The sequence below is a fragment of the Pseudoruegeria sp. SHC-113 genome (genome assembly GCF_025376885.1).
GTDB lineage: Bacteria > Pseudomonadota > Alphaproteobacteria > Rhodobacterales > Rhodobacteraceae > Pseudoruegeria.
Map to the genome: position 1 here is coordinate 329,576 of NZ_JAHUBR010000001.1, position 24,745 is coordinate 354,320.

A 24,745-nucleotide genomic window follows, 5' to 3' on the forward strand; every position below is an offset into this window, starting at 1 on the left:
CCTATTCCTTGTTCACGGCGAACCACGCGGCGGGGTCCGTGGGCTCCTGCCCAACTCTCAACTCAATATAAAGCGTTTCTGACTGCGCTGCGCCACCACCTTGCGCGCTTTGCGCCAAAAACTCTTCGGCCACAGGCGCCGCGCCGCCCATCATCCCCACCGGCGTTCCTGCCGGGACGACATCGCCAACCGCACCATAGACCGTCTCAAGCCCGGCCAGAACCAGCAGATGGTCCTCTGCGGGCTCAAGGATCATCACGTTTCCGTAGTCCAGAAGCGGGCCCCGGTAGCGAATGGTAGAAGGCCAGGGGGCCTTGACCAGCGCCAGCGGGCGCGTGGCCATCACGAGGCCGGGGCGCGTGATGCCGCTGGCATCGGCTTCGCCGTAGCGGCGCAGGAGCGTGCCATCGGCGGGCAGGGGGAGGCTTCCGGCGGCGTCGGGGAAGCTCGCGTTGCCTTGCGGGGCGGAGTCCGGCCCGTCAACCAGCCGCAGCCCGGTGGCGAAACCTTCCAGCGTTTCGGCGTTGTTGGCCAGTTCCTTCAACTGGTGCGGATCGGAGACATAGCGGCTGGGCAGATCGCTGCGCTCCGAGATGGCCTGCGAAAGTTCGGTACGGGCCTCCTGAATGCCCTGAAGCCCGGCGGCCAGATCGTCCTTCGCGCTTTCCTGTAGGGTGCGCAGCAGGGTGACTTCTTCCAGCTGCTGGCGCAGGGCTTCCGCTTCGGCCTGCAGCGCGGGCGCGAGGGCCGAGATCACCATGCCAGAGCGCGCAGTGCCGAGCGGGCCGGAGGGGTGCATCAGGTGCAGGGCCACGGGGCCGTTCTGCAAAGCGCCCAAAGCAGCCAACAGGCGCGAGACTTCACCGCTGCGCAGCTGCCAGTCGGCCCGGATCTCCTGTTCGCGCAGGGAGGAAGCCCGCAGCCCCTCGCGCAGGGCTTCAAGCCCCTCCTCATAGGCGTGAATCGTCTCTGTTAAAGCCGAAACACGATCCCGCGCGCCACTTGCCTTCTCCAGCCGGGCGGTGGCGGCGGCCAGTTGCTGTGCCGCGAGCCGGGCGCTCTGGGCCGGATCCTGCTGCGCGCCGACAGGGGCGGCGAACAGAAGCCCGGCGCTCAAGCCGAGGGCAAGAAGGCGGGCGGGCAATGCGATCATCGCTGGATCAGGCTCTCCCCGGTCATCTCGGCCGGTTTCTGAAGCCCCATCAGATCCAGCACCGTCGGCGCGAGATCGGCCAAGCGCCCTTCGCGCAAAGTCACGCCCTGCGGCCCGCCCACGAGCACGACAGGCACGGGGTTCAGCGTATGGGCCGTATGCGGGCCGCCGGTTTCGGGGTCCTGCATCATCTCGCAGTTACCGTGATCGGCGGTGACGATCATTGCACCACCGGCCTTTTTCAGCGCTTCAACGACCTCGCCAAGCCCGGCGTCCACGGCTTCACAGGCCTTGATCGCCGCGCCCAGATCGCCGGTGTGGCCGACCATATCCGGGTTGGCGTAATTGGTGACAATCAGGTCATAGCCCTTCTCGATGGCCGCCACGAAAGCCTCCGTCACCTCGCCCGCGCTCATTTCCGGCTGCAGATCGTAAGTGGCGACCTTCGGCGATTTCGGCATGTAGCGATCTTCACCCGGCTCCGGCACTTCCTTGCCGCCGTTGAGGAAGAAGGTCACGTGGGGGTATTTCTCTGTTTCGGCGAGGCGGAACTGGGTTTTGCCTTGTTTAGAGACCCATTCGCCCAGCGTGTTGACGATCTTGCGCTTGGGGAAGAGCGTCTGCATGTAGCTGTTGTGACGGTCGGAATATTCGACCATGCCGCATACCGCGCCCCAGGACGGGCGGGCGGAGGCGTCGAACTCCGCGAAGTCGGGATCGGCCAGCGCAGCGAGGATTTCGCGTGCGCGGTCGGCGCGGAAGTTGATGAACAGAAGCCCGTCGCCATTGGCGGGCGGCTGGTAGGCGGCAAGCTTCGTGGCCTTGATGAACTCATCCGTCTCGCCCCGCGCCCAGGACTCGGAAATCGCGGATTGGGCCGTATCAGAGACATTTCCTTGCCCCGAAACCACCACGTCAAACGCCTGCTGCACGCGCTCCCAGCGATTGTCGCGGTCCAGCGCGAAGTAGCGGCCCACGAGGCTGCCGATGGTTGCGCCTTCCGGCAGGGCCTCTTCAAAGGCTTTGAGATAGCTGTCGGCGGATTTGGGCGCCACATCGCGGCCATCGGTGATGGCGTGGATCTGCGCCGGAACGCCAGCGGCAGTGATCGCTTTGGCGGCCTCGACGATATGGTTCTGATGGCTGTGCACCCCGCCCGGCGACACGAGCCCCATGATCTGCGCCGTGCCACCATTGGCTTTCAGCGTGGCGATGAAACCTTGCAGGGCCTCATTGGTGGCGAAGCTGCCGTCTTCGATGGCGAGATCGATCTGGCCAAGATCCATCGCAACCACGCGGCCCGCGCCGATGTTGGTGTGGCCCACTTCCGAGTTGCCCATCTGCCCGGTGGGCAGGCCCGCATCGGGGCCGTGGGTGGTGAGCAGGTTGTGCGGGCAGCTTGCCATGATCGCATCGAACGTGGGGGTATGGGCCTGCGCCGGGGCATTGGCCACGATTTCTTCGCGGTGGCCCCAGCCATCGAGAATGCACAGAACAACGGGTTTGGGGGTGGTCATGGTGTCTCGCCTCACTGCTTCGGGGCGGTTTTACGGGGCGGAACCCGCTTGGGCAAGGCGGGCGGCGGTGTGTGGCCAAGAAATGCTTGACGGGTGGCGGCTTTGCAGGCGTTCTGGCCGCCATGACCTCTGATCTCAGCCTCCGCCACGCCACACCCGCAGATTTCCCGGCCATCGCGCGGCTGCAGACCGCGAGCTGGGCCAGCGCCTACGCCGGGCTGCTGGACGACAGCTACATCACCGGGCGCATGGCCGAGGATCTGGCCGGGTTCTGGGCGCGCCAGACCCAAGGTGGCGTGCGGTTCCAGATCGTCGCGGAAGCGGGCGACGGGCGCCTGCTCGGCTTCATCGCCCTGCTGCCCAAACCCGATGGGCCCTATGTGGACAACCTGCACGTCTCGCCTGATGCCAAGGGCGGCGGCGTGGGCCGTGCGCTGATGGCGCGGGCCGCGCGGGAGCTGCTGGATCTGGGCGAAAACAGTCTCTATCTCACCGTGATCGACGCCAATACGGCGGCCATCGCCTTCTACGAGGCCATGGGCGGCGCGGCCTCTGGCCCCTTCCCGGATGCGGTGTTTGATCAGCCGGTGCAGGCCTATCGCTACGATTGGACAGACCTGCCCGCGTTGGCCGCAAAGGCGGGGTGAGCCCCGCCTAGCGCAGGTATTTCATCAGTTCCTTGGACGGATAGCCATCCGGCGTGATGCCGATGGAGTTCTGATAGGCGCGGATCGCGTTCACGGTGTTGGGGCCGATGATGCCGTCGATCTTGTCGTTCAGGAAGCCCGCGCGCGTCAGGCGGCGCTGCATTTCCTTTTTCTCGGTGAAGGACAGCGGCTGGTAGCCGCGCGGCCAGCTGGCCTGAATCTCCGGCCCGCCGGTGATCCTGTCAGAGAGGTGCCCCACGCCGATCACATAGGCATCGGCCTTGTTGTAGCGCTCGATCACGGCGAAATTCTTGAAGATCATGAAGGCCGCACCGCTGGCCCCGGCGGGCAGCAGGATCGAGGCCGAGCCATAGTTAGGCACGGGTTTTCCATCGATCCCCACCACGCCAAGCTTGGCCCAGTCCGAGGGCATCTTCAGCGTCTTGCGGCTGGCGAGCCCGTAGTTGAACCCGCGCGGCAGGCGCACCTCTTTGCCCCAGGGCTGGCCTTTGATCCAGCCGGAGCGCTTCAAATAGGCGGCGGTGGAGGCCAGTGCATCGGTTGGATCGTTGCTCCAGATGTCGCGCTTGCCGTCGCCGGTGAAATCCACTGCGAAGGCGAGGTAGGAGGTGGGGATGAACTGCGTGTGGCCCATGGCCCCGGCCCAGCTTCCCTTCATGTTGCGCGGGCTCGTGTCGCCGGACTGGATGATCTTGAGCGCTGCGATCAACTGGCTTTCAAAGAACTTGCCCCGGCGGCCATCAAACGCCAGCGTCGCAAGGCTTTCGATCACCGGCAGATCGCCCCTGTGCTCGCCATAGGCGCTTTCCAAACCCCAGATCGCCACCACCACATCGCGGTCCACGCCGTAGGTGGCCTCGATCTTGTCCAGCGTGCGGTCGTATTTGCGCAGGGCGGATTTGCCGTTCTTCACCCGCGTCGGGGAGGCAGCGCTGTCGAGGTAATCCCAGATCTGCTTGGTGAATTCGGACTGGTTACGATCCTTCGCGATCACCGAGGTGTTGTATTCCACGCCCTTGAAGGCGCGATCCAGCGTGGCGCGGCTGATGCCCTGCGCCTGCGCGCGGCCGTAGAAGGACTGGATCCAGCGCTCGAAGGCGAGGTTGGAACTGTTGGCCTGTGCCAGGACGATCTCTCCGCGGGCTGTGGGCCTCAGCGAGTGCTCGGGGCCGTCTTGGGTATAGGATTGCACCGCACGTTGCACCGGGCGCAGCGAGGATTCAACCGCGCCGTTGGCCGCGAAGGCTGCCGATGTGCCGGAGATCAGGGCGGCCGCCAGAAGCGCCGCGGGAACTTGGAAAATACGCATCTGCTCACACTCGTTTTTTTGAAAGCCTAGCGCGAATCCCCCTGTGTTCAAAGGGGATCCGGGATGCGTCTGGCGGGAATTGGCCGATCTTTCGCGGGAGTGCCTGAAATGGCTGGGGAAAATCAGCCGCGCCGTTTGCGCTCCACCTTGCGGGCGGTTTTCTTGCCCTTGGCGCGGGATTTGGCGAGCTTGCGCTTGGGCCCGCCCTTGCTGCGCCGGTTGCCGCTGCTGCGGGGCAGCGCCTGATCTTCGACTTTTAGCAGCTCAAGGATCAGCCCGCCGGTGAGCGCATCGGTTTCCGCGAGCCGCACGGTGACGGTCTGGCCCAGCCCCAGCGTGAGGCCGGAATGCTCGCCCGTCAGCGTCTGGGCGTCGGCGTCGAAGTGGAAGAACTCCCGCCCCAGCGAGCGCACGGGGATCAGCCCGTCCGCGCCGGTTTCCGCGAGCCGGGCGAAAGCGCCGAACTTCGCGATGCCGGAGATGCGCGCGGCAAACTCGTTGCCCATGCGCTCCGACAGGTAGGCGGCCAGATAGCGATCGGTGGTGTCGCGCTCGGCCACCATGGAGCGGCGTTCGGTGTCGGAGATCAGCTTGGCGGTCTCGTCGAGGTTTTCCACGTCCCACGGCGACAGCCCGTCCTTGCCCCAGCTATGGGCCGCGATCAGGGAGCGGTGCACGATCAGATCCGAATAGCGCCGGATGGGGGAGGTGAAATGCGCGTAGTTGCGCAGCGCAAGGCCGAAGTGGCCGAAGTTTTCCGGGCTGTAATAGGCCTGCGTCATGGAGCGTAGGGTGGCCATGTTGATCTGCTCGGCGTTCTCGCTGCCTTCGGCCTGTTTCAGCAGGCTGTTCAGGTGACGCGTGCGCAGCACTTGTCCTTTGGCGAGCGTCAGGCCGGAGGCTTCGGCGATTTCGCGCAGGGATTCGAGCTTGTCCGGGTTCGGTTCCTCGTGGACACGGAACAGCAGCGGGCTTTTGCGCGCGATCAGTTCCTCTGCAGCGCAGACATTGGCCAGCACCATGAATTCCTCGATCAGCCGGTGAGCGTCGAGGCGATCCCGGAAAGCCACCGACGTGACCTTGCCATCGGCATCCAATTCGATGCGGCGCTCCGGTAGATCCAGATCCAGCGGCTGGCGCGCCTCGCGGGCGTGTTTGGTGGCCTGATAGGCCGCATAAAGCGGCTCTAACACGGGCGAAAGCCAAGGTTCGGTGCGGTCGGTCGGGTGGCCATCCACCGCTGCCTGCACCTCGCCATAGTGCAGCGAAGCGTGGGATTTCATCATCGCGCGCGTGAAGCGATGGGCGATCTTGGCCCCTTGCGCATCGAGCACCATGCGCACTGCGATCACCGGGCGCGACACGTCCTCGTGCAGCGAACAGAGATCGCCCGACAGGTGATCGGGCAGCATTGGCACCACGCGGTCGGGGAAATAGGTGGAGTTGCCGCGCTTGCGCGCCTCGCGGTCCAGTTCCGAATTCGGCGTCACGTAATGGGCGACATCGGCGATGGCGACCCAGACGACATGGCCGCCGGGGTTCTTCGGATCGTCATCGGCATGAGCATAGACGGCATCGTCGTGGTCGCGCGCATCGGCCGGGTCGATGGTGATCAGCGGCAGCTCGCGCAGATCCTCGCGTTTTCCAAGCGGCGCAGGCTTTGCAGTGTCGGCCTCGGCCACGACGGCATCAGGGAACTGGTCGGGGATGCCGTGCTGGTGGATCGCAATCAGCGAAACGGCCTTGGGCTGGCTCGGATCCCCAAGCCGCGCGACGATGCGTGCGCTGGGCAGGCCGAGGCGGCCCTTGGGGCCCGCCTGTTCGGCTTCCACAAGCTCGCCATCCTGCGCGCCTTGGACGGCGGCACTGGCCACGCGCCATTCCTTGTCCTGTCCCTTGTCGATGGGCACGATCCGCCCGCCCTCGTGGCCTTTGCGGTAGATCCCGAGGATGCGCAGCGGGTTGTGGCCGATCTTGCGGATCAGGCGGGCCTCGTAGGTTTCGGGCTCGCCCTTCACCTTCGGCAGTTTGGTGAGCCGCCCAAGGATGCGATCACCCGCGCCGAGCGCCGGATCAGAGGCTTTTGCGACGATGAGGATCACCGGCGGTTTGCCCTCGCCCTGCCACTCAAGCGGCTTGGCAAACAGATCGCCATCGGCGTCCGGCGCTAACACCTGCAGCACGGTGACGGGCGGCAGGCTTTCCGGATCGCGATAGGTATTCTTGCGCTTCTCGAGGTGGCCCTCGGCCTCAAGCTCCTTGAGCACTTTCTTCAGCTCAATGCGGGCCGCGCCCTTTATGCCGAAGGCACGGGCGATGTCACGTTTGGCGGTGAGGGTCGGGTTGTCGGAGATCCATTGCAGAATCTCCTCCTTGGAAGGAATGCGCGTCATGCAAAGCCCCTAGCACGGGGCGAGAGGCGCGTCATGCAGATATGCGTTTGAGGTCGGCGAGCGTGTCCACGTCCTGCAGCGTGTCGATATAAGCCACATGGGGCGTGCCAAGGCTGGCCACGGTGTCTGCCATGGCGTGTTCGGACGACCAGCGCACGCCTGAAAACAGGCTCTGTTGCACCGCAAATGTGCGTTTCAGCCCGATCAGCCAGTAGCCGCCATCGGGGGCGGGGCCAAGCACGGCCTCGGCCCGCCCCAGCGCCTTGAAGGCGCGGGCGATATGCGCGGGCGTGATGCCGGGAATGTCGCCGCCGATGATCACCACCGGGCCGGGCGGCAGGCTGCGGAAGATCCGGCCCATGCGGTTGCCCAGATCGCCCGCCCCCTGCGGCACGCGCGGCAGGGCTTCGGGCCAGACCCGGCTTTGCATCCCCTCCACATCGGGCGCGACGGCAAGGATCAGATCCCAGCGCGGATCCGCGAGCCTGCGCAGGAGCCGCGCTGTTTGATGGCGGAACCACCAGGCCGCGCTGACCATGCCCAGATCCCGCCCCAGCCGCGTTTTCACGCGGCCCGGGCGCGGCTCTTTCACCATCACCACGAGCCGGCGGCGGCGCGCGGTGGGTTTCACAGCGTCATGTCCATGTCGAAATGCGGGATGTTGGCGTCCATGTATTCCGGGCCGCAGACCGTGAAGCCGAGCTTTTCGTAGAAGCCGAGCGCATGGGCCTGCGCGCCGAGTTTGGCGCGGGTGAGGCCGTCTGTTTCGCGCAAGAGCGTGATGCACTGGCGGATCAGGTCCGCGCCAAGCCCGGTGCCGCGATGCTCTTTCACCACGCAGACCCGGCCGATCTTGCCGGTCGTGCCAACAAACAAAAGCCGCGCGGTGCCGACGGGCGTGCCGTCTTCGGTGGTGGCCAGCACATGCACGGCCACATCGTCCAGATCGTCCATCTCCAGATCTTCCGGCACGTTCTGCTCGTCGATAAAAACCACCCGCCGCAGGGCGTGGCAGGCGGCGAGATCCTCGGTGCGGGCGATGGTGTAGCTCATGCGAAATAGTCTCTGAGTATGCGGGAATAGATGTTTTTTAACGCGCCAATCTGCTCCACCGACACGCGCTCGTCCACCTGGTGCATCGTCTTGCCGACAAGGCCAAACTCTACCACCGGGCAGTGATCCTTCATGAAGCGCGCATCCGACGTGCCGCCGGAAGTAGACATCTCGGGGCGGCGGCCTGTCTCGGCTTCCACGGCATCCGCCACGAGGGCCGAAAGCGGGCCCGGCGGGGTGAGGAAGCTTTCCCCCGAAACCTGCGTGCGCATGGAGATCTCGACCCCGGTTTCAGCCTGCACTTTCGCGGCTTCCTCGGTGAGCCACGCAATCAGCGCACCGGAGGAATGGGCGTCGTTGAAGCGGATGTTGACCATAGCGCGGCATTGCGCCGGGATCACGTTGTTGGCAGGGTTGCCGGTGTCGAAAGAGGCAACCGCCAGCGTGGACGGATCGAAATGCGCGGTGCCTTCGTCGAGCACATGATCGTCGAGCCGGGCGATCAGCCGCGCCAGTGCAGGCACCGGGTTCTTGGCGCGATGGGGGTAGGCCGTGTGGCCCTGAATGCCGGTGGCGGTGAAATAGGCCGTCATGCTGCCGCGCCGGCCGATCTTCATCATCTCGCCCATTTCGTTGGGGCAGGTCGGCTCGCCCACGAGGCAGGCGCTCATGGCCTCGCCTTGCTGCGCCATCCAGTCCAGCAAAGCGATGGTGCCATGCTGGGCGTCGCCTTCCTCATCGCCGGTGATGGCGAGGATCACGGCACCATCGGGCGGAGTCTGACGCACGAAATCCACAGCGGCGGCGGCAAAGGCGGCGACGCCGGATTTCATGTCGGTCGCCCCGCGCCCCCACATCTGGCCCTCACGGATTTCGGCACCGAAGGGATCGGACGTCCAGGCTGCCAGATCGCCCACCGGAACTACATCCGTGTGGCCGTTGAAGCCGAAGCTCTTCGCATGGCCCTTCTCGCCCCAGCGGGCATAAAGATTGGCGATGCCTTCGCGATCCACCCGCGTGCAGGCGAACCCGGCCCCGGCCAGAAGCTGCTCCAGCAGCCCCAGCGCACCGCCCTCTTCCGGCGTAACAGAAGGGCAGCGGATCAGATCAGCCGTCAGGGCGACGGGATCGACGGGCTCAATCATGGGGCTCTCCTTCTCGGCGGGCGGCATAGCGTGCCGGACCGGGATAAAGCCTCGCCCCTGCGCCTGCAACGCGGGATTATGTGGCTCCGGCGCATCAAAGCGGCTTTACGCGGAGGGAAGGCGGCGCGAAAGAGTTAACGCGGGATAAAAACTGTGCTGCTATGCGTTTCATAACAATGACCTGAGGCAGGGCAAACGCGGGCAGCACGGGCAAAACCTCCGGCACCCCGACGCAAGGACGAACCAGAGCACGCGACACAGCGTGCCACGAGCAGCGTTTGCGCTGCCCCGCATGAGGCAAGGGGCAGGCATGGTCACGATAAATAACACCGCTTCGGCCACCGAAATGGCCCAGGCGATCTTGGGTGACGGCGTACAGATCGTGGGCGCGAGCTACACGGGCGACAACCGTGCGTCTGGCATCCACTCCAACGCCGATACGCTTTCCCCGGGGGTGGCCCCCAGCGATAGCGGGGTGATCCTGTCGACGGGGCAGGTCAACTCCTTCATCGGGATCGATTCCAACCCCAATGACTCCGGCTCCACCACCTCGGGTTCCAGCGGGCCAAACAATGATGCAGGCTTCAACGCCATCGCCGGCACCAACACCTACGATGCCTCTTACATCGATATCGATTTCACTTCCGATCACGATCTGCTCACCCTGCAGTTCGTCTTCTCGTCAGAGGAATACCCGGAGTATGTGAACTCCATTTACAACGACATCGTCGGTGTCTGGGTGAACGGCTCGCTCGTGCCGCTTGAGATCGGCAACGGCAATACCTCCATTGGCAACCTCAACGAGAACAACAACTTCAACCTCTACGTGGACAACACGAACGACCAGTACAACACCGAAATGGACGGCTTCACCGTCACGCTGTCGCTGACCATTCCAGTGAACACGACGGCGGTGAACTCGATCCGCATCGGCATCGCCGATGTGGGCGACAACCGGTACGATTCCAACCTGCTCATTGCCGGGAACAGCCTGCAATCCGGGCTGATCGCGAATTCGGACAGTGTCACCATGGGCGTGAACGGGACGAAAACCGTTGATGTGCTGGGCAATGATTTCAACTCCGCCACCGGGGTGATCACGATCACCCATATCAACGGGATCGCGGTGTCCGCGGGCGATTCCGTGCTGCTGGCCACGAGGCAGCGGATCTGGCTGAACGCCGATGGCACCTTCACCGTCGAAACCGACGGTGACGTGGAAGCGGTGAATTTCACCTACATGATCGAGAACGACAACGGCACGACGGACACGGGTTTCGTCACCATCGACACGGTGCCCTGTTTCGTGGCGGGCACCCGGATCCGCACGCCCGATGGGGAGCGCGCGGTTGAGGCGCTGCAGCCCGGCGATCTGGTGATGACCCACGACAACGGCCCCCAGCCGGTGCGCTGGGCGGGCCGTCGCAAGGTGCCCGCGCGTGGTGCGCATGCGCCGGTTGTGATCCGTGCGGGGGCCTTTGGCAATCACGGCGAGCTGAAGGTCTCGCCCCAGCACCGGGTGCTTCTGCGCGACACGTTGGCCGAGCTTCTGTTCGGCGAGTCCGAGGTTCTGGTGGCCGCCAAGGATCTGGTGAACGATCGCGCCATCCGCAACGTGGAAGGCGGCGAGGTGGAATATGTCCACATCCTGTTCGACGAGCATCAGGTTGTCTATTCCGAGGGGCTGGCGACGGAGAGCTTCCTGCCGGGGCCACAGGCCGTGGACAGTTTCGAGCAGGACATCGTGGCGGAGATCGCCTCGATCTTCCCGGAACTGGATCCGGAAACCGGACTTGGCTACGGCGCTTCGGCCCGGCGGACGCTGAAGAAATTCGAAGCGGCGGTGCTGATGTCGCGCCGTTGGGCCGCCTGACTTGGGCCCAATGTCTGGGAAAGAAGATGTGGCCGGTCAACGGCTGCCAATAAGAAGGCACGAAGAAGAATGACATGGCGAGCCCTCATCGATTCCCGCGCGCAGGCCTTCCGCGACGCCGGCCCCGCGCTGCCCGATCCGGGGCCGCGTGGCAGCCTCGTGGTGGAGCTTGCGCTCTGTGCCTCCCGCTCTGAGCCCTTCGTGGCCCTTGCCACGCCGCAAGGCGCGCCGGGTTTTGGGCTAACGCTCACGGTGGATCCCCATGGCGTTGTCCGGCTGGAACTGCGCGACGGGCCGGAGCAGCGCATCATCGCCGCCAAGAGCGGCACCTCCAGCAGCCATCGCAGCCTGCGCATCACCTACTCCTGGTGCCTTGAGGAGTCCCTCGGGGTGCTCACCGTCGAGAACCTGCTGGACGGCTGGCTCTCGCAATCGGAGTATCGCGGCGTTCTGGCCGTGCCTGCCCGCGCATTGGCCGGGGCCGCGCGGCCGGTGATGGATGCGGATCTGGCCTTTGCCGGCGTGTCCGAGGACATGGAGCCCGTCGGCCTTGCGGCCTCCATCGCCGCCGGGGCCGCGGTGCTGACCGAACACGGCCCCCGTGCGATCGAAACCCTGCAGCCCGGTGATCGTATTGTGACGCGCGACAACGGCCTTCAGCCTGTGCGCTGGGTGGTGCGGCGCAGCGTGCCATCGGTGGGCGGCTTCCGCCCGGTGCGCCTGCGCGCGCCCCATTTCGGCCTCGCCCGCGATCTGCTCCTTGGCCCGGACCAGCGGGTGCTGTTTGAAGGGGCCTCGGTGGAATATCTGTTTGGCGAGGAGGAGATGTTCGTGGAAGCCCGCCACCTCGTGGACGGGCGCAAGGCGGTGCTGGACACCGTGGCGGCGACGGTCTGTTACCACCAGATCCTGCTCGACGACCACGAGGTGCTCACCGTGGACGGGCTGGAACTGGAGAGCCTTTTCGTCGGCGATCTGTGCGATGACCCTGCGCTCCTGCGCACGACTTTGCTTGCAGAGATCGCCCCGGATCGACTACCACGCCACGAACGCGTGGCCCGCCCACAACTCAGGGCCTATGAGGCGCCGACCCTGCGGTTCGCGCTGACAGCCTGAAACAGGCGCGCTGAGAACTGTAGAACGACGGGACTTTTTCGATGATCCGCCTGATCGCCGCCTTGATGCTTGCCACCGCGTCCCTGCTCTCGCAGGCGGTGGCGCAGGATCTGCGCGTCGCCACCGTGACGCGTCCGCCCTTCTCCATGGTGGAAAACGGGGCCGAAACGGGCTTCAGCCTCGATCTCTGGGCCGCACTCATGGCGGAGCTGGAGCAGGAGTACGAGGTCGTCCGGGTCGAAGAGTTTCAGGAGATGCTGGATCTCGTGACCACCGAGCAGGTCGATGCGGCGGTGGCCAATATCTCGATCACCGCCAGTCGCGAGATGATCATGGATTACTCGCAGCCGATCTTTGAGTCGGGCCTGCAGGTGATGGTGCCGGCGTCAAACCAGAGCAGCTTTTCTGTTTGGAACGCGATCCTGTCGCGCGATCTGCTGATCGCCGTGGCGCTGGCCTTCGGCCTTCTGCTGGGTGGCGGGATGCTGATGTGGGCCTTTGAGCGCCGCGCGCAGCCCTATTTCGACAGGCCCGCGAAAGAGGCGATCTTCCCGTCCTTCTGGTGGGCGCTGAACCTCGTGGTGAACGGCGGCTTCGAGGAGCGCATGCCGCGCACCTTCTTCGGGCGCATCTTCGGCGTGTTCCTCGTGATCTCCTCGCTGTTCATCGTCTCGATTTTCGTCGCCAACATCACCGCCGCCATGACGGTGAAGGCGATCCAGAGCTCGGTGAACTCGATCTCCGATCTGGAAGGCAAGCTTGTGGGCACCACTTCGGGCTCCACCGCCAGTGTCTTTCTGGCCGGGCGCGATCTGCGCTACATCGGCTACGAGGATCTGGACGCGCTGCTGCAGGCGTTTGAAGACGGCGAGCTTGATGCCGTTGTCTTCGACGCGCCGATCCTTGCCTATTACGTCAACACGCGCGGGCGGCGGCTGGGTGAGCTGAAAGGCGGGGTGTTCCTGCGTGAGGACTACGGCATCGCCTTCCCCACCAACAGCCCGCTGGCGGAGCCCGTGAACCAGGCGCTTCTGCGCCTCAAGGAAAACGGCACCTACGACGATCTCAGCCGCAAGTGGTTCGGCCGCACGAACTGATCCGAACCGCGATAGACGGCTCAGGCTTTTTCTTCGAAGAAGGGCGTCATCTGCGCGACGATGACGCTGTTTTCCTCCAGCGCGCGGGCCATCAGGGCCTGCTCTTCGTCGGGGATGTCATGGCCTTCGGCCAGCCGTTCCTCCAGCGTGCCGTAGCCGCTGATTTCGAGCGGGGCCAGATCGGCCTGTTTCAGGATCGCCACGGTTTCGCGCACGGCCTCGGCCTCGTCCACGCCGGAGGCATAGCACACCAGCGCCGCGCCGGTTGCGCCCTTGGGCAGCCCGTCGCCTGTCTTGCGCCCGACTTCCACGAGCAAGGTGAACACCTGCTGGCGCGAGGGCTTCTTGGGTTTCTTTTCCTTCGTCATAGGCCCGCCACTACCGCTTGCGCCTGCGCCGGTCAACAGCCCTGCAAAGACCCTGCGAGGTGGGTGCTTTCCCCATCCGCATGGATTTGACTCATACTTTCGGGAAAGACCTATCCCGAAGGCCCCGGCAGTTCAGCCTTCATTAGGCGTATCCCTCCTAGCGTGTTTTTACCCGTGTATGAGGTTGCCCCGTGGTCGCTGCGTCCGAATTGTCCATCAACACCAACGCCACCGCCGATCAGATGGCGGAAGCCATGTTTGGCTCCGGTATCGAAATCGTCGGGGCGAGCTACACCGGCGCGGGCGGGGCGTCAGGCATCTATTCCGGCGGTGATACCACGGCCCCCCAACTCACCCCCTCTGATACCGGCGTGATCCTCTCCACGGGCCGCGCCACGGATGTGACGAACAGTTCCGGCGATGCCAATACCTCCTCCGGCACCTCCACCAATTGGAACCTCGCCGGCGATTCCGACCTGAACGCCATCGCCGGTGCCCAGACGTTTGACGCCGCGATCTTCGAGGCCACCTTCATCCCGCAAGGCGACGTGCTGACGATGCAGGTGGTGTTTTCCTCGGAAGAGTATCTGGAGTACGTGAATTCCGGCTTCAATGATGCCGTGGGCATCTGGGTCAATGGCGTGAAGGCTGAGCTGACGGTTGGCGATGGCGATATCACCATCAACAACATCAACGATCAGTCGAACCAGAACCTCTATATCGACAACCCGGCTGGCCTTGATCCCGTCAACACCGAGATGGACGGGCTGACGATCACGCTCACCCTGAAAGCCAATGTAACGGCCGGGGAAGAGAACACGATCAAGATCGCCATCGCTGATGGGGGCGATGGGGTCTATGATTCCAACCTTCTGATCGCGGGGGACAGTATCCAGACGGCGCTGGTGGCCGGGGATGATGCCGTCACGCTCGATCACACCCAGCCGCAGGTGGTGGATGTTCTTGCGAACGATAATTCCACCGTGCCTGGCACCCTGACAATCACCGCCATCAACGGCACGCCTGTGGTGGCCGGGCAGACGGTCACCCTGCCCACCGGCGAAATGGTGATGCTGAACGCCGATGGCACCTTCACGATCACCTCCGATGGCGAGGAGGGCACCAACCAGTTCTCCTATGAGGTGACGGATGCGGCGGGCAACACGGATACGGCCTTTGTCAGCCTCACCACCGTGCCCTGTTTCGTGGCTGGCACCCTGATCAAGACGGTTTCTGGCGACGTGCCGGTGGAGCGACTACGCCCCGGCGATCGGGTCATCACCCGCGATCACGGGCCGCAGGCCCTGCGCTGGCTTGGCATGTCGCGCCGCAAGGCAGAAGGCAAGGACGCGCCGGTGGTCTTCGAGGCGGGGGCTCTGGGCCAGCATGAGGAGGTGGCGGTGTCGGCCAATCACCGGATGCTGCTCGTCTCGGCCCGCGCGGCGCTGCTGTTTGGCGAGCGGGAGGTGCTTGTGAAGGCCAAACACCTCGTGAACGGGCAGAGCGTGCGGGTGCAGGAGGATGGCGCACAGGTCACCTATGTGCACCTTCTGTTTGACCGCCATGAGATCATCTGGGCCAACGGTGCCCAAAGCGAAAGCTACCACCCGGGCCGCGAAACGATGGAGAGTTTCGATCCCGAAACCCGGGCGGAAATCCTGCGCCTGATGCCCACGAGCGATGCGCTCACCGGCTATGGCTACGGGCCCTCGGCCCGGGTCAGCTTGCGCGGCTACGAGAGCCGCGCGCTGTTTGGTTAGTCGCGCAGCAGCTCGTTGATGCCGGTCTTGGAGCGGGTGCGCTCGTCCACGCGCTTCACGATCACCGCGCAGTAGAGGTTGACGCCGTTTTTCGACGGCAGGGAGCCAGCTACCACCACGGAGTAGGGCGGTACTTCGCCATACATCACTTCACCGGTTTCGCGGTCCACGATCTTGGTGGATTGGCCGATGAACACGCCCATGCCCAGCACGGAGCCCTCGCGCACGATGCAGCCTTCCACCACCTCGGAGCGCGCGCCGATGAAGCAGTTGTCCTCGATGATCGTCGGCCCGGCCTGCATCGGCTCCAGCACGCCGCCAATGCCGACGCCGCCGGAGAGGTGCACGTTCTTGCCGATTTGCGCACAGGAGCCCACGGTGGCCCAGGTGTCGACCATCGTGCCCTCATCCACGTAGGCGCCGAGGTTCACGAAGGAGGGCATCAGCACCACGCCCGGCGCGATGAAGGCGGATTTGCGCACCACGGCGTTGGGCACGGCGCGGAAACCTGCGGCCTTCCACTGGTTGTCGCCCCAGCCCTTGAACTTGCTGTCGACCTTGTCCCACCAGCCAGAGCCCTGCGGCCCGCCGGATTGCTCTTCCATATCCTTGATGCGGAAGCCCAGCAGCACGGCCTTCTTGGCCCATTGGTTCACGTGCCAATCGCCGCTCGCAAGCTTCTCGGCCACGCGCAGCTGGCCGGAATCGAGCGCGTTCAGCGTGTCCTCGATGGCCTCGCGGGTTTCGCCCGTGGTAGCGGGGGTGATCTGGTCGCGCGCCTCCCAGGCGGCTTCGATGGCAGCTTCGAGCTGAGCGTTAGACATGTAAGGCCTCCAATTGTCGCGCGCCTGCTATAGGCGGTTGCCCCCTGTCGGGCAATCCCCGAGGCGTGATCGGCTGCGCGCGGATCGTCCCTTGCTGCCGTGCAGCGAGGCGGGGTAACGTGAAAAGGTAGCGAACAAGGAATTATTCATGAAAGACGAGCCCCGCGCCCATCCGTTCCGCGATTCCCATATGGATGCGGAAACGGCCAAGCACCTCCCGGATACGCCGCAGACGCGCTCTCCGGCCTATAGGCTGGCCTATGCGGATACGGATTTCATGTGCCGCGAGGAGCTGCGCCCGGTGCGGCTGCAGCTTGAACTGCTCAAGCCGCAGATGCTGCTGGACGAGCGTGGGATCAACTCCACCGTCGTGATGTTCGGCGGCGCGCGCATCCCGGAGCCGTCGAAGAAGGACACAGCCCGCACCAAGACGCTGGCGCAGCTTTCGGCCTACTACGACGAGGCGCGCGAGTTTGCCCGGCGCATCACCGAGAAATCGCTTTCGACCTACGGCAAGGAATATGTTGTTGTCACCGGCGGCGGGCCGGGCGTGATGGAGGCGGGCAACCGGGGCGCCGATGATGCCGGCGGGGCCTCTATCGGGCTCAACATCGTGCTGCCGCATGAGCAGGCGCCAAACCCCTATGTGACGCCCGAACTCAGCTTCAACTTTCACTATTTCGCGATCCGCAAGATGCATTTCCTGATGCGCGCCAAGGCGATTGCGGTGTTTCCGGGCGGGTTTGGCACGTTGGACGAGCTGTTCGAGAGCCTCACCCTGATCCAAACCCAGCGGATGGACCCGATCCCGATCCTGCTCTTTGGCAAGGAGTTCTGGCAGACGATCGTCAACTGGGAGGCACTGGCGGATGCGGGCACGATCTCGGCCGAGGATCTGGATCTCTTCCGCTTCGTGGATACCGCCGAAGAGGCCATCGCGGCGATGGAGGGCTGGGCGCAGCCCTAAACGGCCGCCTTTCCGCCACGTCGTTCGCGTTTTCGGATTTACCGCCTCCGCGCTTTTCGCCCATCCTGAGGATCAGCGATGGGGAGGCTAGGCAATGCAGCAATGGTCCAACTGGTCGGGCAGCGCGGTGGCGCGTCCCGCGCGGGTCTGCGAGGTGGCAGATGAGGCGGCTCTGTGCACCGCGATAACCGGAAGCGAAGGCCCCGTGCGGCCCGTGGGGTCTGGCCATTCCTTCTCGCCCATCGCCGCCGTGGACGGAGGCACGCTGCTGCGGCTTTCCGGTTTTGACGGGGTGGAGGCCTTGCCGGAGGCGGAGGACGGCAGCAAACGCGCTCGCATTGGGGCTGGGATCACGCTGGGCGCGCTTACTGGGCAGTTGAATGCCATGGGCCATGCGCTGGCCAATATGGGCGACATTGACGATCAAACCGTCGGCGGCGCGCTGGGCACGGCGACCCATGGCACCGGCGCGGGCTTTGGCTGCTACCCTTCGATGCTGGAAGAGCTCACGTTCGTGGACGGCACCGGCGCGCGGCGGGTGATCCACCGCGAACGCGACGCGGATCTGTTCAAGGCCATGGCGGTGGGTATCGGCACCGGCGGCGTGGTGACGGAGGCGGTGATCCGCACCGTCGCGCCCTACCGGCTGGAGCGCAGCCGCTATGCGCTGCCCATCGAGGAGATGCTTTCCGATTTCGGCCCCCGGATGCAGGCGGCGCGCAATGTGGAGTTCTACTACATCACCGGTTCGCGGCAGGCCCTGGTGATGGAGAGCCGCGCGACGGAAGATCCGCTCTTGGCGCGCCCGCCGGACAAGGATCAGGAGGGGCTGCGCCAGCTGCGGCTGGCCGCAAGGCTCACCCGCGCCGCCCCCGGATTGCGGCGTTTTGCGCTGGGTTTGGCCCTGAAAGGCCATGTGAAAGAGCATTTTATCGAGGATTGGCACCGCGCCTTCCCGACAGATCGGGACGGCATCCGTTTCAACGAAAGCGAGTATCATCTGCCTGCCGAGGCCGGGCCTGAGGCGCTGCGCCGGGTGATCGAGGTGGTGGAGCGCGACTTCCGCGATGTCTACTTCCCGATGGAGGTGCGCACGGTCGCGGCGGATGATCTCTGGCTTTCGCCCTTCTACAAGCGCCTCAGCGTCTCCATCGCCGTGCATCACGAGGCAGGCAAGCCGTTTGAGGCGCTTTTGGCCGCGATAGAGACGATTTTCGCCGAGTATGACGGCCGCCCCCATTGGGGCAAGATGCATTCGCTCAAGGCTGAAGACCTGCGCAGGCTCTACCCGATGTGGGACGCAGCTATTGAAGCACGCCGCGCGTTGGATCCTGAGGGGCGCTTCCTGACGCCCTACATGCGGGAACTGCTCGGGCAATGAGCGGCTACTTCGAAACCCTGACCAGAGCGCTTTCACTGGCCGGTGTGCATCGCCCGGCAATGGTGCTTGATACCGCACGTCTGGCGCGAAACCTGAGCGCGTTGAAACAGGCTCTGCCCAAGGGCTACCGGGTGCGGATTGCAGACAAATCCCTGCCCGCGCCCTGCCTGTTGGAGTCGGCTTTCGCAGGGCTTGGGGCGCAGGCAGTTATGTCTTTCCACCTGCCGATCACGCGGGCGGTTCTGGCGCGGTTCCCCAACACCTCCGTCCTCATGGGCAAACCCATGCCCGTGCAGGAGGTGGCGCGGTTTCTCGACGATGAACTGCGCGCTGGGCAGGTGGCATGGCTCGTGGACTCGCTGCCCCGCCTCGCGGCCTATCGTGCCTTGGCCGAGCAACGCGGGCTCAAGCTGCGCGTGGCCTTCGAGGTGGACATCGGCCTAGGGCGCGGAGGCTTGGCTGAGCCTGAGGATCTGGCGCAGGCGCTTGGGGCTTGCGGCCCCCTCCAGCCGGTGGGCGTGATGGGCTACGAGGCCCATGTGAATGCAATGCCGGGCTTGCTGGGGCGGGGGGCGAAAGCCGCCGATGCGGCGCGGGCGCGGCTGGCGGCGTTCAAGGCGTTGCTACCTGAAGGCGCGGCGGAGATCGTGAACACCGGCGGCTCCACGACGGTGCTGGACCTGCCCGAAGGTGGCCCCGCCAATGATCTGACGGTTGGCTCGCTGATCGTGAAGCCATCGGACTTCGATCAGCCGCAAAACGCCGACATAGAGCCCGCGTTGTGGATCGTGAGCCCGGTGTTGAAGACGCATCCGCACGGGTTGCCCGGCCATCCGCAACTGTCCAGACTCCTGCGGAAAACGGGAATGATCGCGCCGGAAATTGCCTTTATCTACGGTGGCAAATGGATGGCTGCGCCGATCTGGCCCGCGGGGCTGAAACAGAGCCCGTTTTTCGGGCCCTCCTCCAACCAGCAGGGCTTCACCTATCGCGGCGACGCGCCGGAGGCGGTGGTGTTGCGGCCCACGCAATCGGAGGCCGTCATTCAGCAGTTTCCAGAGCTTTGGCAGTTTGACGGGGCGCAGATCACGGGCCGCGAGAAGCCGTTTCCGATCTTGTAACGATAGGCGCGCCCAATGAGAGGAAACGCCCAACAGGCACTGTTGGGCCGCGCCGACCCGCCCCCACGGGGCGGCGCGATTGCACCACCCCTCGGGTCGGCGCTACCGTCGCACACTGCGCTGAAACCGGCTCTAACCCAGCCCGGCTTCGCTTTCGATCTGCTTGCGGCTCTTGCGGGCGCGCTCGGTTTCGCTTTTCAGCTGGCCACAGGCGGCCATGATGTCCTCGCCGCGCGGGGTGCGGATCGGGGTGGCGAAACCGCCTTGGTAGATGATGTTGGCAAAGGCGCGGATGCGGTTGTTGGACGACCGCTCGTAGGGCGCGCCGGGCCATTCGTTGAAGGGGATCAGGTTGATCTTGGCCGGCACCTTATACGTCTTGATCAGATCCAGCAGGCGGTGCGCATCCTCGTCGGAATCGTTCACGCCCTTCAGCATCACGTATTCAAAGGTGATCCGCTCGGAGTTCGAAGCCTTCGGGTAGCTCGCCAGCGCCTCCATCAGCTTCTCGATGTTCCAGCGCTTGTTGATCGGCACCAGCACGTCGCGCACCTCGTCGGTGGTGGCGTGGAAGCTGATCGCCAGCTGACAGCCGATCTCCTCGGCGGTGCGGGCCATTTCCGGCACCACGCCGGAGGTCGAGAGCGTGATGCGGCGGCGGGAGAGCGAGATTCCTTCCGGGTCCATCGCGATCTTCATCGCGTCGCGCACGTTTTCGAAATTGTAGAGCGGCTCGCCCATGCCCATCAGCACGATGTTGGAGAGAAGCCGCGTCTCGTTCTTGGGCGCACGCCCCGGTTCGGGCCATTCGCCCAGATCATCGCGCACCAGCAGCACCTGGCCCACGATCTCGCCCGCGGTCAGGTTGCGCACCAGTTTCTGCGTGCCCGTGTGGCAGAAGGAACAGGTGAGCGTGCAGCCCACTTGCGAGGACACACAAAGCGTGCCGCGATCTTCCTCGGGGATATAGACGATCTCGACCTCATGGCCGCCGGCGATGCGCACCAGATATTTGCGCGTGCCGTCCTCGCTGACGAGTTTCGTCACCAGTTCGGGGCGGGCGATGATGAAGTTCTCGTCCAGCAAAGCGCGGTAGGGTTTGGCGAGATTGGTCATCTCGTCAAAGCTCTGCACGCCCTTCTGGTAGATCCACTGCCAGACCTGCCCAACCCGCATCTTCGCCTGTTTCTCAGGCGTGCCGGCTTCGATCAGCGTGTCGCGCAGCTGCTCGCGGGTGAGGCCCACGAGATTTGTCTTGCCGCTGCCGTCAAGCTTGCGGGGGATCGTCAGAACGTCCTGCGTGATCGGTGCTTTCGCCGTCATGGTGCGTGCCTTTCGAGGAATCGAAGGAGGCTGTTACACCATTCTGGCGCAAAACGGAATGGTGCGCAAAAGGCGTCACGCGGCGTCGGGAAGATCCAGCAGTCGCAGGGCAAGGCGCGTCTCGTGGCGCTGCAACGAGGGCGCTTCGGCAGGCGAGGGCGCTTCGGTCGGGGACAGCATCTCGGGGAAGCGCAGCAGCAGCTCGCGGCGGGCGGTACGGCACAGGTGCATCGCGGCGCGCGCGGCCGGGTGGAAACACTCCGCTGCCAGCCCGTTGGCGGTGACGGTGCAGGGGGTGTCGAACAGCAGGTGCACATAGCTCACTTGCCCGAGGCGACGGGCCGCGCGGATGCCCTTCCAACCGGCAAGCTGGTCCGCCGGCACCATGACTTCTTCCCGGTCGAAAAAGGCAGGGAAATGCGCGCTTCCGAGGCAGAGGCGCTGGTTCGGCGAAACGATGAGATCATGCATCGGGGTGTTGGGGCCAAAGCTGTGGGCCGGGATACGGATCGGTTGCAGATTGTGGGCCACGGCATAGGCGGCAGAGATCGTTCGGCGGCCCACCCAACGCAACACGCGCAGGCCCTCGTCGGTGATCACCACATCGCCGCTGCGCAGCTCTTCCACCGGGCGGGGCCCGTAGGGCGTGTTCACCACCGTGCCTTCAAGGAAGCTCGGCACCAGTTCGCTGCTTTCGCCCGCGTGAATGCGGTAGGCGCGGCCATCGCCGGAGACGAGTGTTTCGCCCGTGCGGTTCACCACGCCGATGCGGCGGGAGCTGCGGCCGATGGCGGGGCCTTCCACCGCCGTTACATGGCGCTCAAAAGACAGGAAAGAAGAGACGACACCGCCAGAGGTCAGCGCCACCGCGCCGTCGCGGGAAATACCCGTGGTCGCAATATGGTGCAGATCGTAGCCGTTCACCTGCGCCACGGGGCTGCCGAGCGCGTAAATGCCGCGCATGGTGCCGTCCGGGTGGTAAACAACAAGCTGGATCCCGGCCTTCTGGCTGTCGGGGTCAACGGCGACTTCGGCGAAATCGCCGGACGCGGGCCCGGCGTAGCGAATCTCGGAGAGGAAAGGGTCTGCCATGCTGCTCTGTGCTCGTGCTCGGGGCGTGTGTCACGCCTTCTGGTGTTGTCACAAGCAGTAAGATGCAATCATGGCGAAAGTTGGGGCGAAGGCTGTTAACCTCCGCACCGTTTTGCGGCTTCCTCAAGGGCGGCGGTGAAGCCGAGCAGCGAGAAGGTGTCCTCCGTGCGGGTGCCGCGCGAGGAGCGCCCGGTGACCTTGGCTTCCGCCCCGCGCTTCATGGCGGCGACGACGGATTTGTCCTGATCCACCGAGCTCGGCCAGGCGTTTTCGCCCTGGGTCAGGAAATCGAACTTGTCGTCCCCGATTTGCACGCTGACGGTGGAGCCCGTGGCGAAAGGATAGCCGCCGGTGAAGGAGACTTCGCCTTCCACGCTGGAGCCGGGGCGGTAGGTGACGAAGAGCAGGATATCGCTGCGGCGCACGGCCACAACACGGCCATCCTTGGTGTTCACCGTTTCCTTGGGGCTCGACACGGCCCAGCATTCGGTGGGATCGTCTTCAACGAAAACGCTCCAGTCGGTTTTCGCGGCCACGCGATTGGTGGATTCGGACGTTTCCTGAGCCGATGCGCCAACGGCAAAACAAGCCAGTGCCGCCGCGCCAAGCCCGCGTGCTACGATCGATGTCATGTGTGTGCTGCCTCCAGCTGACGTTGCCTCTAGTGCGCGCCTTCAGAGCCGGTTGTTTTGGCTTTTCAAAGGCTCGCGCATTCTTTACCCGATTGCGCGGACAATAGCTTGAAATCGGGCCGCGATGAAAGGCCTGTTGGCGGAAAATCGCGCAAAGCGGAAGGAGAATGGCATGGCTGATCCGGTAGATATGGTGGAGCTCTGGCGCGGGCCGTTCCTTGAGTCGGTTCACCGGGGGCATGCTGTGGTTTGCGACGGGTCTGGTCAGATCTTGCACGCTTGGGGCGATCCCGATCAGCTGATCTATCCGCGCTCCTCCTGCAAGATGATTCAGGCGCTGCCCCTGATCGAAAGCGGTGCGGCGGCGGCCCATGGGCTGCGGCAGGAGCATCTGGCCTTGGCCTGTGCCTCCCACAATGGCGCGGCGATCCACACCGATCGTGTCAACGCCTGGCTGGCCGATCTGGGCATGGCCGATGCCAACCTGCGCTGTGGCCCTCAGGTGCCCGACGACAAGGACGCCAAATTCGCTCTGATCCGCGCCCATGAGGAACCCTGCCAGGTGCACAACAACTGCTCCGGCAAACACGCGGGCTTCCTGACCTTCGGCAAGCACATGGGCTGGGGGCCGGAATACACCGAGGTGGACCACCCCATGCAGCAGGAAATCCGCACCACCTTCTCAGAAGTGACGGGGCTGGAAACACCGGGCTACGGGATCGACGGCTGTTCCGCCCCCAACTTCGCCACCACCGTGCACGGGCTGGCCTGTGCCATGGCCTTCTTTGCCACGGCACAGGCCGATGGGGCCAGCGCGCGGGAGAAGGCGGCGGCGGCATTGCGCGATGCGATGGTGGCTTACCCGGAGCTTGTGGCCGGTGAAGGCCGTGCCTGCACCGAGCTGATGCGAGCGATGGGAGGCAAAGTGGCGATCAAGACAGGCGCAGAGGCTGTGTTCACCGCAATCCTGCCGGAACTTGGTCTGGGTATTGCCCTGAAGATCGTCGATGGCACCACCCGCGCTTCGGAATGCGCGATTGCCGCGATCCTCGTGAAACTGGGCGTGCTGGACCCGGAGCACCCGGCGACGCGCAAGCGGATGAACGCCATCCAATACAGCCGCCGCGGGCTTGAGGCCGGGATCATCAAGCCCGCCGTCGCGCTGGCCTGACGGGCATTCGCTGTGGGTGTGGCCTAGAACCACTCCCACATCAGCCGGATCGCCAGCGCCGAAGAGGAAAGCACCAAGAGCGGCTTGATCAGCTTCGCGCCCTTTTTCTGCGCGAGGCTCGAGCCGACCTTCGCCCCGGCAATCTGCGCCGCGCCCATGGCAAGCCCGGTGGCCCACCACGGGGTGGCCACGAAGGCAAACACAACGATCGCGCCCGCGTTAGAGGCGAAATTCAGAAGCTTGGTGCGGGCGGTGGCTTTCAGGATGCCTGCGCCGCCCAGCGTGACGAAGGCGAGCATGAAAAAGCTGCCGGTGCCGGGGCCGAGGACGCCATCGTAGAAGGCCAGCAAGGGCACCATCGTCAGGCTGAACACCATCGGCGTGAGCCGTTCGTGGCGGTCGGTGTCATCAAGCCCCTTTTTCAGCGCGAAATAAAGCGCGATGGCGATCATCAGGAAGGGCAGCGCGTAGGTGATCCATTCGGTGGGAATCCAGCTCACCACCAAAGCGCCGCACATCGAGGCGGCGAAGGCGATGGCGGCGGGCAGCGCCTGACGGCGCAGGCTCACGTGGCCGCCTGCGGCATAGGCCCAGGCGGCAGTGGCGGTGCCGAACATCCCCTGCAGCTTGTTGGTGGCCAGTGCGGTGACAGGCGGCGCGCCCGCCAGCAGAAGCGCGGGCAGAGCGATCAGCCCGCCGCCGCCCGCGATGGAATCCAGAAACCCGGCGAAGAAGGCTGCGCCCAGCAGGAGCAGCAGCACCTCAAGGCTGACTTCGAACAC

22 protein-coding genes are annotated in these 24,745 nt (G+C 64.8%); 9 read left to right on the top strand and 13 right to left on the bottom strand.

All coding sequences use genetic code 11. The features are described from left to right. Position 1: 1 nt before the first annotated feature. Together KVX96_RS01610 and gpmI are read right to left on the bottom strand one after the other, a co-directional pair. A complete protein-coding gene (locus KVX96_RS01610) occupies positions 2-1,153 on the bottom strand; it encodes a murein hydrolase activator EnvC family protein (RefSeq protein WP_261192387.1) in 1,152 nt (383 codons plus the stop codon). Beyond that, positions 1,150-2,670, bottom strand: coding sequence for a 2,3-bisphosphoglycerate-independent phosphoglycerate mutase (gene gpmI, locus KVX96_RS01615; protein WP_261192389.1), 1,521 nt, complete (start codon positions 2,668-2,670; stop codon positions 1,150-1,152). The genes KVX96_RS01610 and gpmI overlap by 4 nt, the downstream gene beginning before the upstream one ends. Before the next feature lie 122 nt (positions 2,671-2,792). Between gpmI and KVX96_RS01620 the strand changes: the two genes are divergently transcribed. Beyond that, the gene (locus KVX96_RS01620; protein WP_261192390.1) at positions 2,793-3,317 is read left to right on the top strand and encodes a GNAT family N-acetyltransferase; all 525 of its coding nucleotides are present in this window, start codon (positions 2,793-2,795) and stop codon (positions 3,315-3,317) included. 7 nt (positions 3,318-3,324) lie between these two features. On the opposite strand, the gene KVX96_RS01625 is transcribed toward KVX96_RS01620, so the two are convergent. From KVX96_RS01625 to dapE, 5 genes are all read right to left on the bottom strand, one after another. After that, on the bottom strand, positions 3,325-4,647 hold the full coding sequence (locus KVX96_RS01625) for a lytic murein transglycosylase (RefSeq protein ID WP_261192391.1): 1,323 nt from the start codon (positions 4,645-4,647) through the stop codon (positions 3,325-3,327). 122 nt (positions 4,648-4,769) lie between these two features. After that, on the bottom strand, positions 4,770-7,040 hold the full coding sequence (rnr, locus tag KVX96_RS01630) for a ribonuclease R (RefSeq protein WP_261192393.1): 2,271 nt from the start codon (positions 7,038-7,040) through the stop codon (positions 4,770-4,772). 31 nt (positions 7,041-7,071) lie between these two features. Next, positions 7,072-7,635, bottom strand: coding sequence for a TIGR04282 family arsenosugar biosynthesis glycosyltransferase (locus KVX96_RS01635; protein ID WP_261195355.1), 564 nt, complete (start codon positions 7,633-7,635; stop codon positions 7,072-7,074). Between the two features lie 32 nt (positions 7,636-7,667). Beyond that, positions 7,668-8,093, bottom strand: coding sequence for a GNAT family N-acetyltransferase (locus KVX96_RS01640; RefSeq protein WP_261192396.1), 426 nt, complete (start codon positions 8,091-8,093; stop codon positions 7,668-7,670). After that, positions 8,090-9,238 (bottom strand): succinyl-diaminopimelate desuccinylase, encoded by a 1,149-nt coding sequence (dapE, locus tag KVX96_RS01645; RefSeq protein ID WP_261192400.1) that lies wholly within the window; start codon positions 9,236-9,238, stop codon positions 8,090-8,092. Before dapE ends, KVX96_RS01640 begins: the two co-directional genes overlap by 4 nt. Before the next feature lie 310 nt (positions 9,239-9,548). On the opposite strand from dapE, the gene KVX96_RS01650 reads away from it, so the two are divergent. The 3 genes from KVX96_RS01650 to KVX96_RS01660 all read left to right on the top strand — a co-directional run bounded on the left by KVX96_RS01650 (position 9,549) and on the right by KVX96_RS01660 (position 13,324). Next, the gene (locus KVX96_RS01650; protein WP_261192403.1) at positions 9,549-11,111 is read left to right on the top strand and encodes a Hint domain-containing protein; all 1,563 of its coding nucleotides are present in this window, start codon (positions 9,549-9,551) and stop codon (positions 11,109-11,111) included. 69 nt (positions 11,112-11,180) lie between these two features. After that, positions 11,181-12,227: a Hint domain-containing protein gene (locus KVX96_RS01655; protein ID WP_261192404.1), complete on the top strand. Its 1,047-nt coding sequence runs from the start codon at positions 11,181-11,183 to the stop codon at positions 12,225-12,227. A 41-nt stretch (positions 12,228-12,268) separates the two neighbouring features. Continuing rightward, complete coding sequence (locus tag KVX96_RS01660) at positions 12,269-13,324, top strand: transporter substrate-binding domain-containing protein (protein ID WP_261192405.1); 1,056 nt, start codon at positions 12,269-12,271, stop codon at positions 13,322-13,324. A gap of 20 nt (positions 13,325-13,344) precedes the next feature. On the opposite strand, the gene KVX96_RS01665 is transcribed toward KVX96_RS01660, so the two are convergent. Further along, the gene (locus KVX96_RS01665) at positions 13,345-13,692 is read right to left on the bottom strand and encodes a hypothetical protein (protein WP_261192406.1); all 348 of its coding nucleotides are present in this window, start codon (positions 13,690-13,692) and stop codon (positions 13,345-13,347) included. A 191-nt stretch (positions 13,693-13,883) separates the two neighbouring features. On the opposite strand from KVX96_RS01665, the gene KVX96_RS01670 reads away from it, so the two are divergent. Then, positions 13,884-15,452 (top strand): choice-of-anchor L domain-containing protein, encoded by a 1,569-nt coding sequence (locus KVX96_RS01670; protein WP_261192407.1) that lies wholly within the window; start codon positions 13,884-13,886, stop codon positions 15,450-15,452. On the opposite strand, the gene dapD is transcribed toward KVX96_RS01670, so the two are convergent. Next, entirely contained in the window at positions 15,449-16,276 is an 828-nt protein-coding gene (gene dapD, locus KVX96_RS01675) for a 2,3,4,5-tetrahydropyridine-2,6-dicarboxylate N-succinyltransferase (protein WP_261192410.1), read from the bottom strand. The two genes, KVX96_RS01670 and dapD, sit on opposite strands and share 4 nt — an antisense overlap. A gap of 148 nt (positions 16,277-16,424) precedes the next feature. On the opposite strand from dapD, the gene KVX96_RS01680 reads away from it, so the two are divergent. The 3 genes from KVX96_RS01680 (at position 16,425) to KVX96_RS01690 (ending at position 19,745) form a co-directional block, all read left to right on the top strand. Next, positions 16,425-17,243, top strand: a complete 819-nt coding sequence (locus KVX96_RS01680) for a TIGR00730 family Rossman fold protein (RefSeq protein ID WP_261192412.1) — start codon at positions 16,425-16,427, stop codon at positions 17,241-17,243. A gap of 94 nt (positions 17,244-17,337) precedes the next feature. Then, entirely contained in the window at positions 17,338-18,624 is a 1,287-nt protein-coding gene (locus KVX96_RS01685; protein ID WP_261192415.1) for a D-arabinono-1,4-lactone oxidase, read from the top strand. Continuing rightward, a complete protein-coding gene (locus KVX96_RS01690; protein ID WP_261192416.1) occupies positions 18,621-19,745 on the top strand; it encodes an alanine racemase in 1,125 nt (374 codons plus the stop codon). The genes KVX96_RS01685 and KVX96_RS01690 overlap by 4 nt, the downstream gene beginning before the upstream one ends. A gap of 132 nt (positions 19,746-19,877) precedes the next feature. Here the strand turns inward: KVX96_RS01690 and rlmN are convergent, their stop codons facing one another. The 3 genes from rlmN to KVX96_RS01705 form a co-directional block, all read right to left on the bottom strand. Then, on the bottom strand, positions 19,878-21,068 hold the full coding sequence (rlmN, locus tag KVX96_RS01695) for a 23S rRNA (adenine(2503)-C(2))-methyltransferase RlmN (RefSeq protein ID WP_261192417.1): 1,191 nt from the start codon (positions 21,066-21,068) through the stop codon (positions 19,878-19,880). Between the two features lie 75 nt (positions 21,069-21,143). After that, a complete protein-coding gene (locus KVX96_RS01700; RefSeq protein ID WP_261192418.1) occupies positions 21,144-22,160 on the bottom strand; it encodes a Hint domain-containing protein in 1,017 nt (338 codons plus the stop codon). A gap of 95 nt (positions 22,161-22,255) precedes the next feature. After that, on the bottom strand, positions 22,256-22,792 hold the full coding sequence (locus KVX96_RS01705; RefSeq protein WP_261192419.1) for an invasion associated locus B family protein: 537 nt from the start codon (positions 22,790-22,792) through the stop codon (positions 22,256-22,258). A gap of 172 nt (positions 22,793-22,964) precedes the next feature. Between KVX96_RS01705 and KVX96_RS01710 the strand changes: the two genes are divergently transcribed. After that, on the top strand, positions 22,965-23,963 hold the full coding sequence (locus KVX96_RS01710; RefSeq protein ID WP_261192420.1) for an asparaginase: 999 nt from the start codon (positions 22,965-22,967) through the stop codon (positions 23,961-23,963). Between the two features lie 23 nt (positions 23,964-23,986). Here KVX96_RS01710 and KVX96_RS01715 read toward each other — a convergent pair whose 3' ends face one another. Continuing rightward, entirely contained in the window at positions 23,987-24,745 is a 759-nt protein-coding gene (locus KVX96_RS01715; RefSeq protein ID WP_261192422.1) for a TSUP family transporter, read from the bottom strand.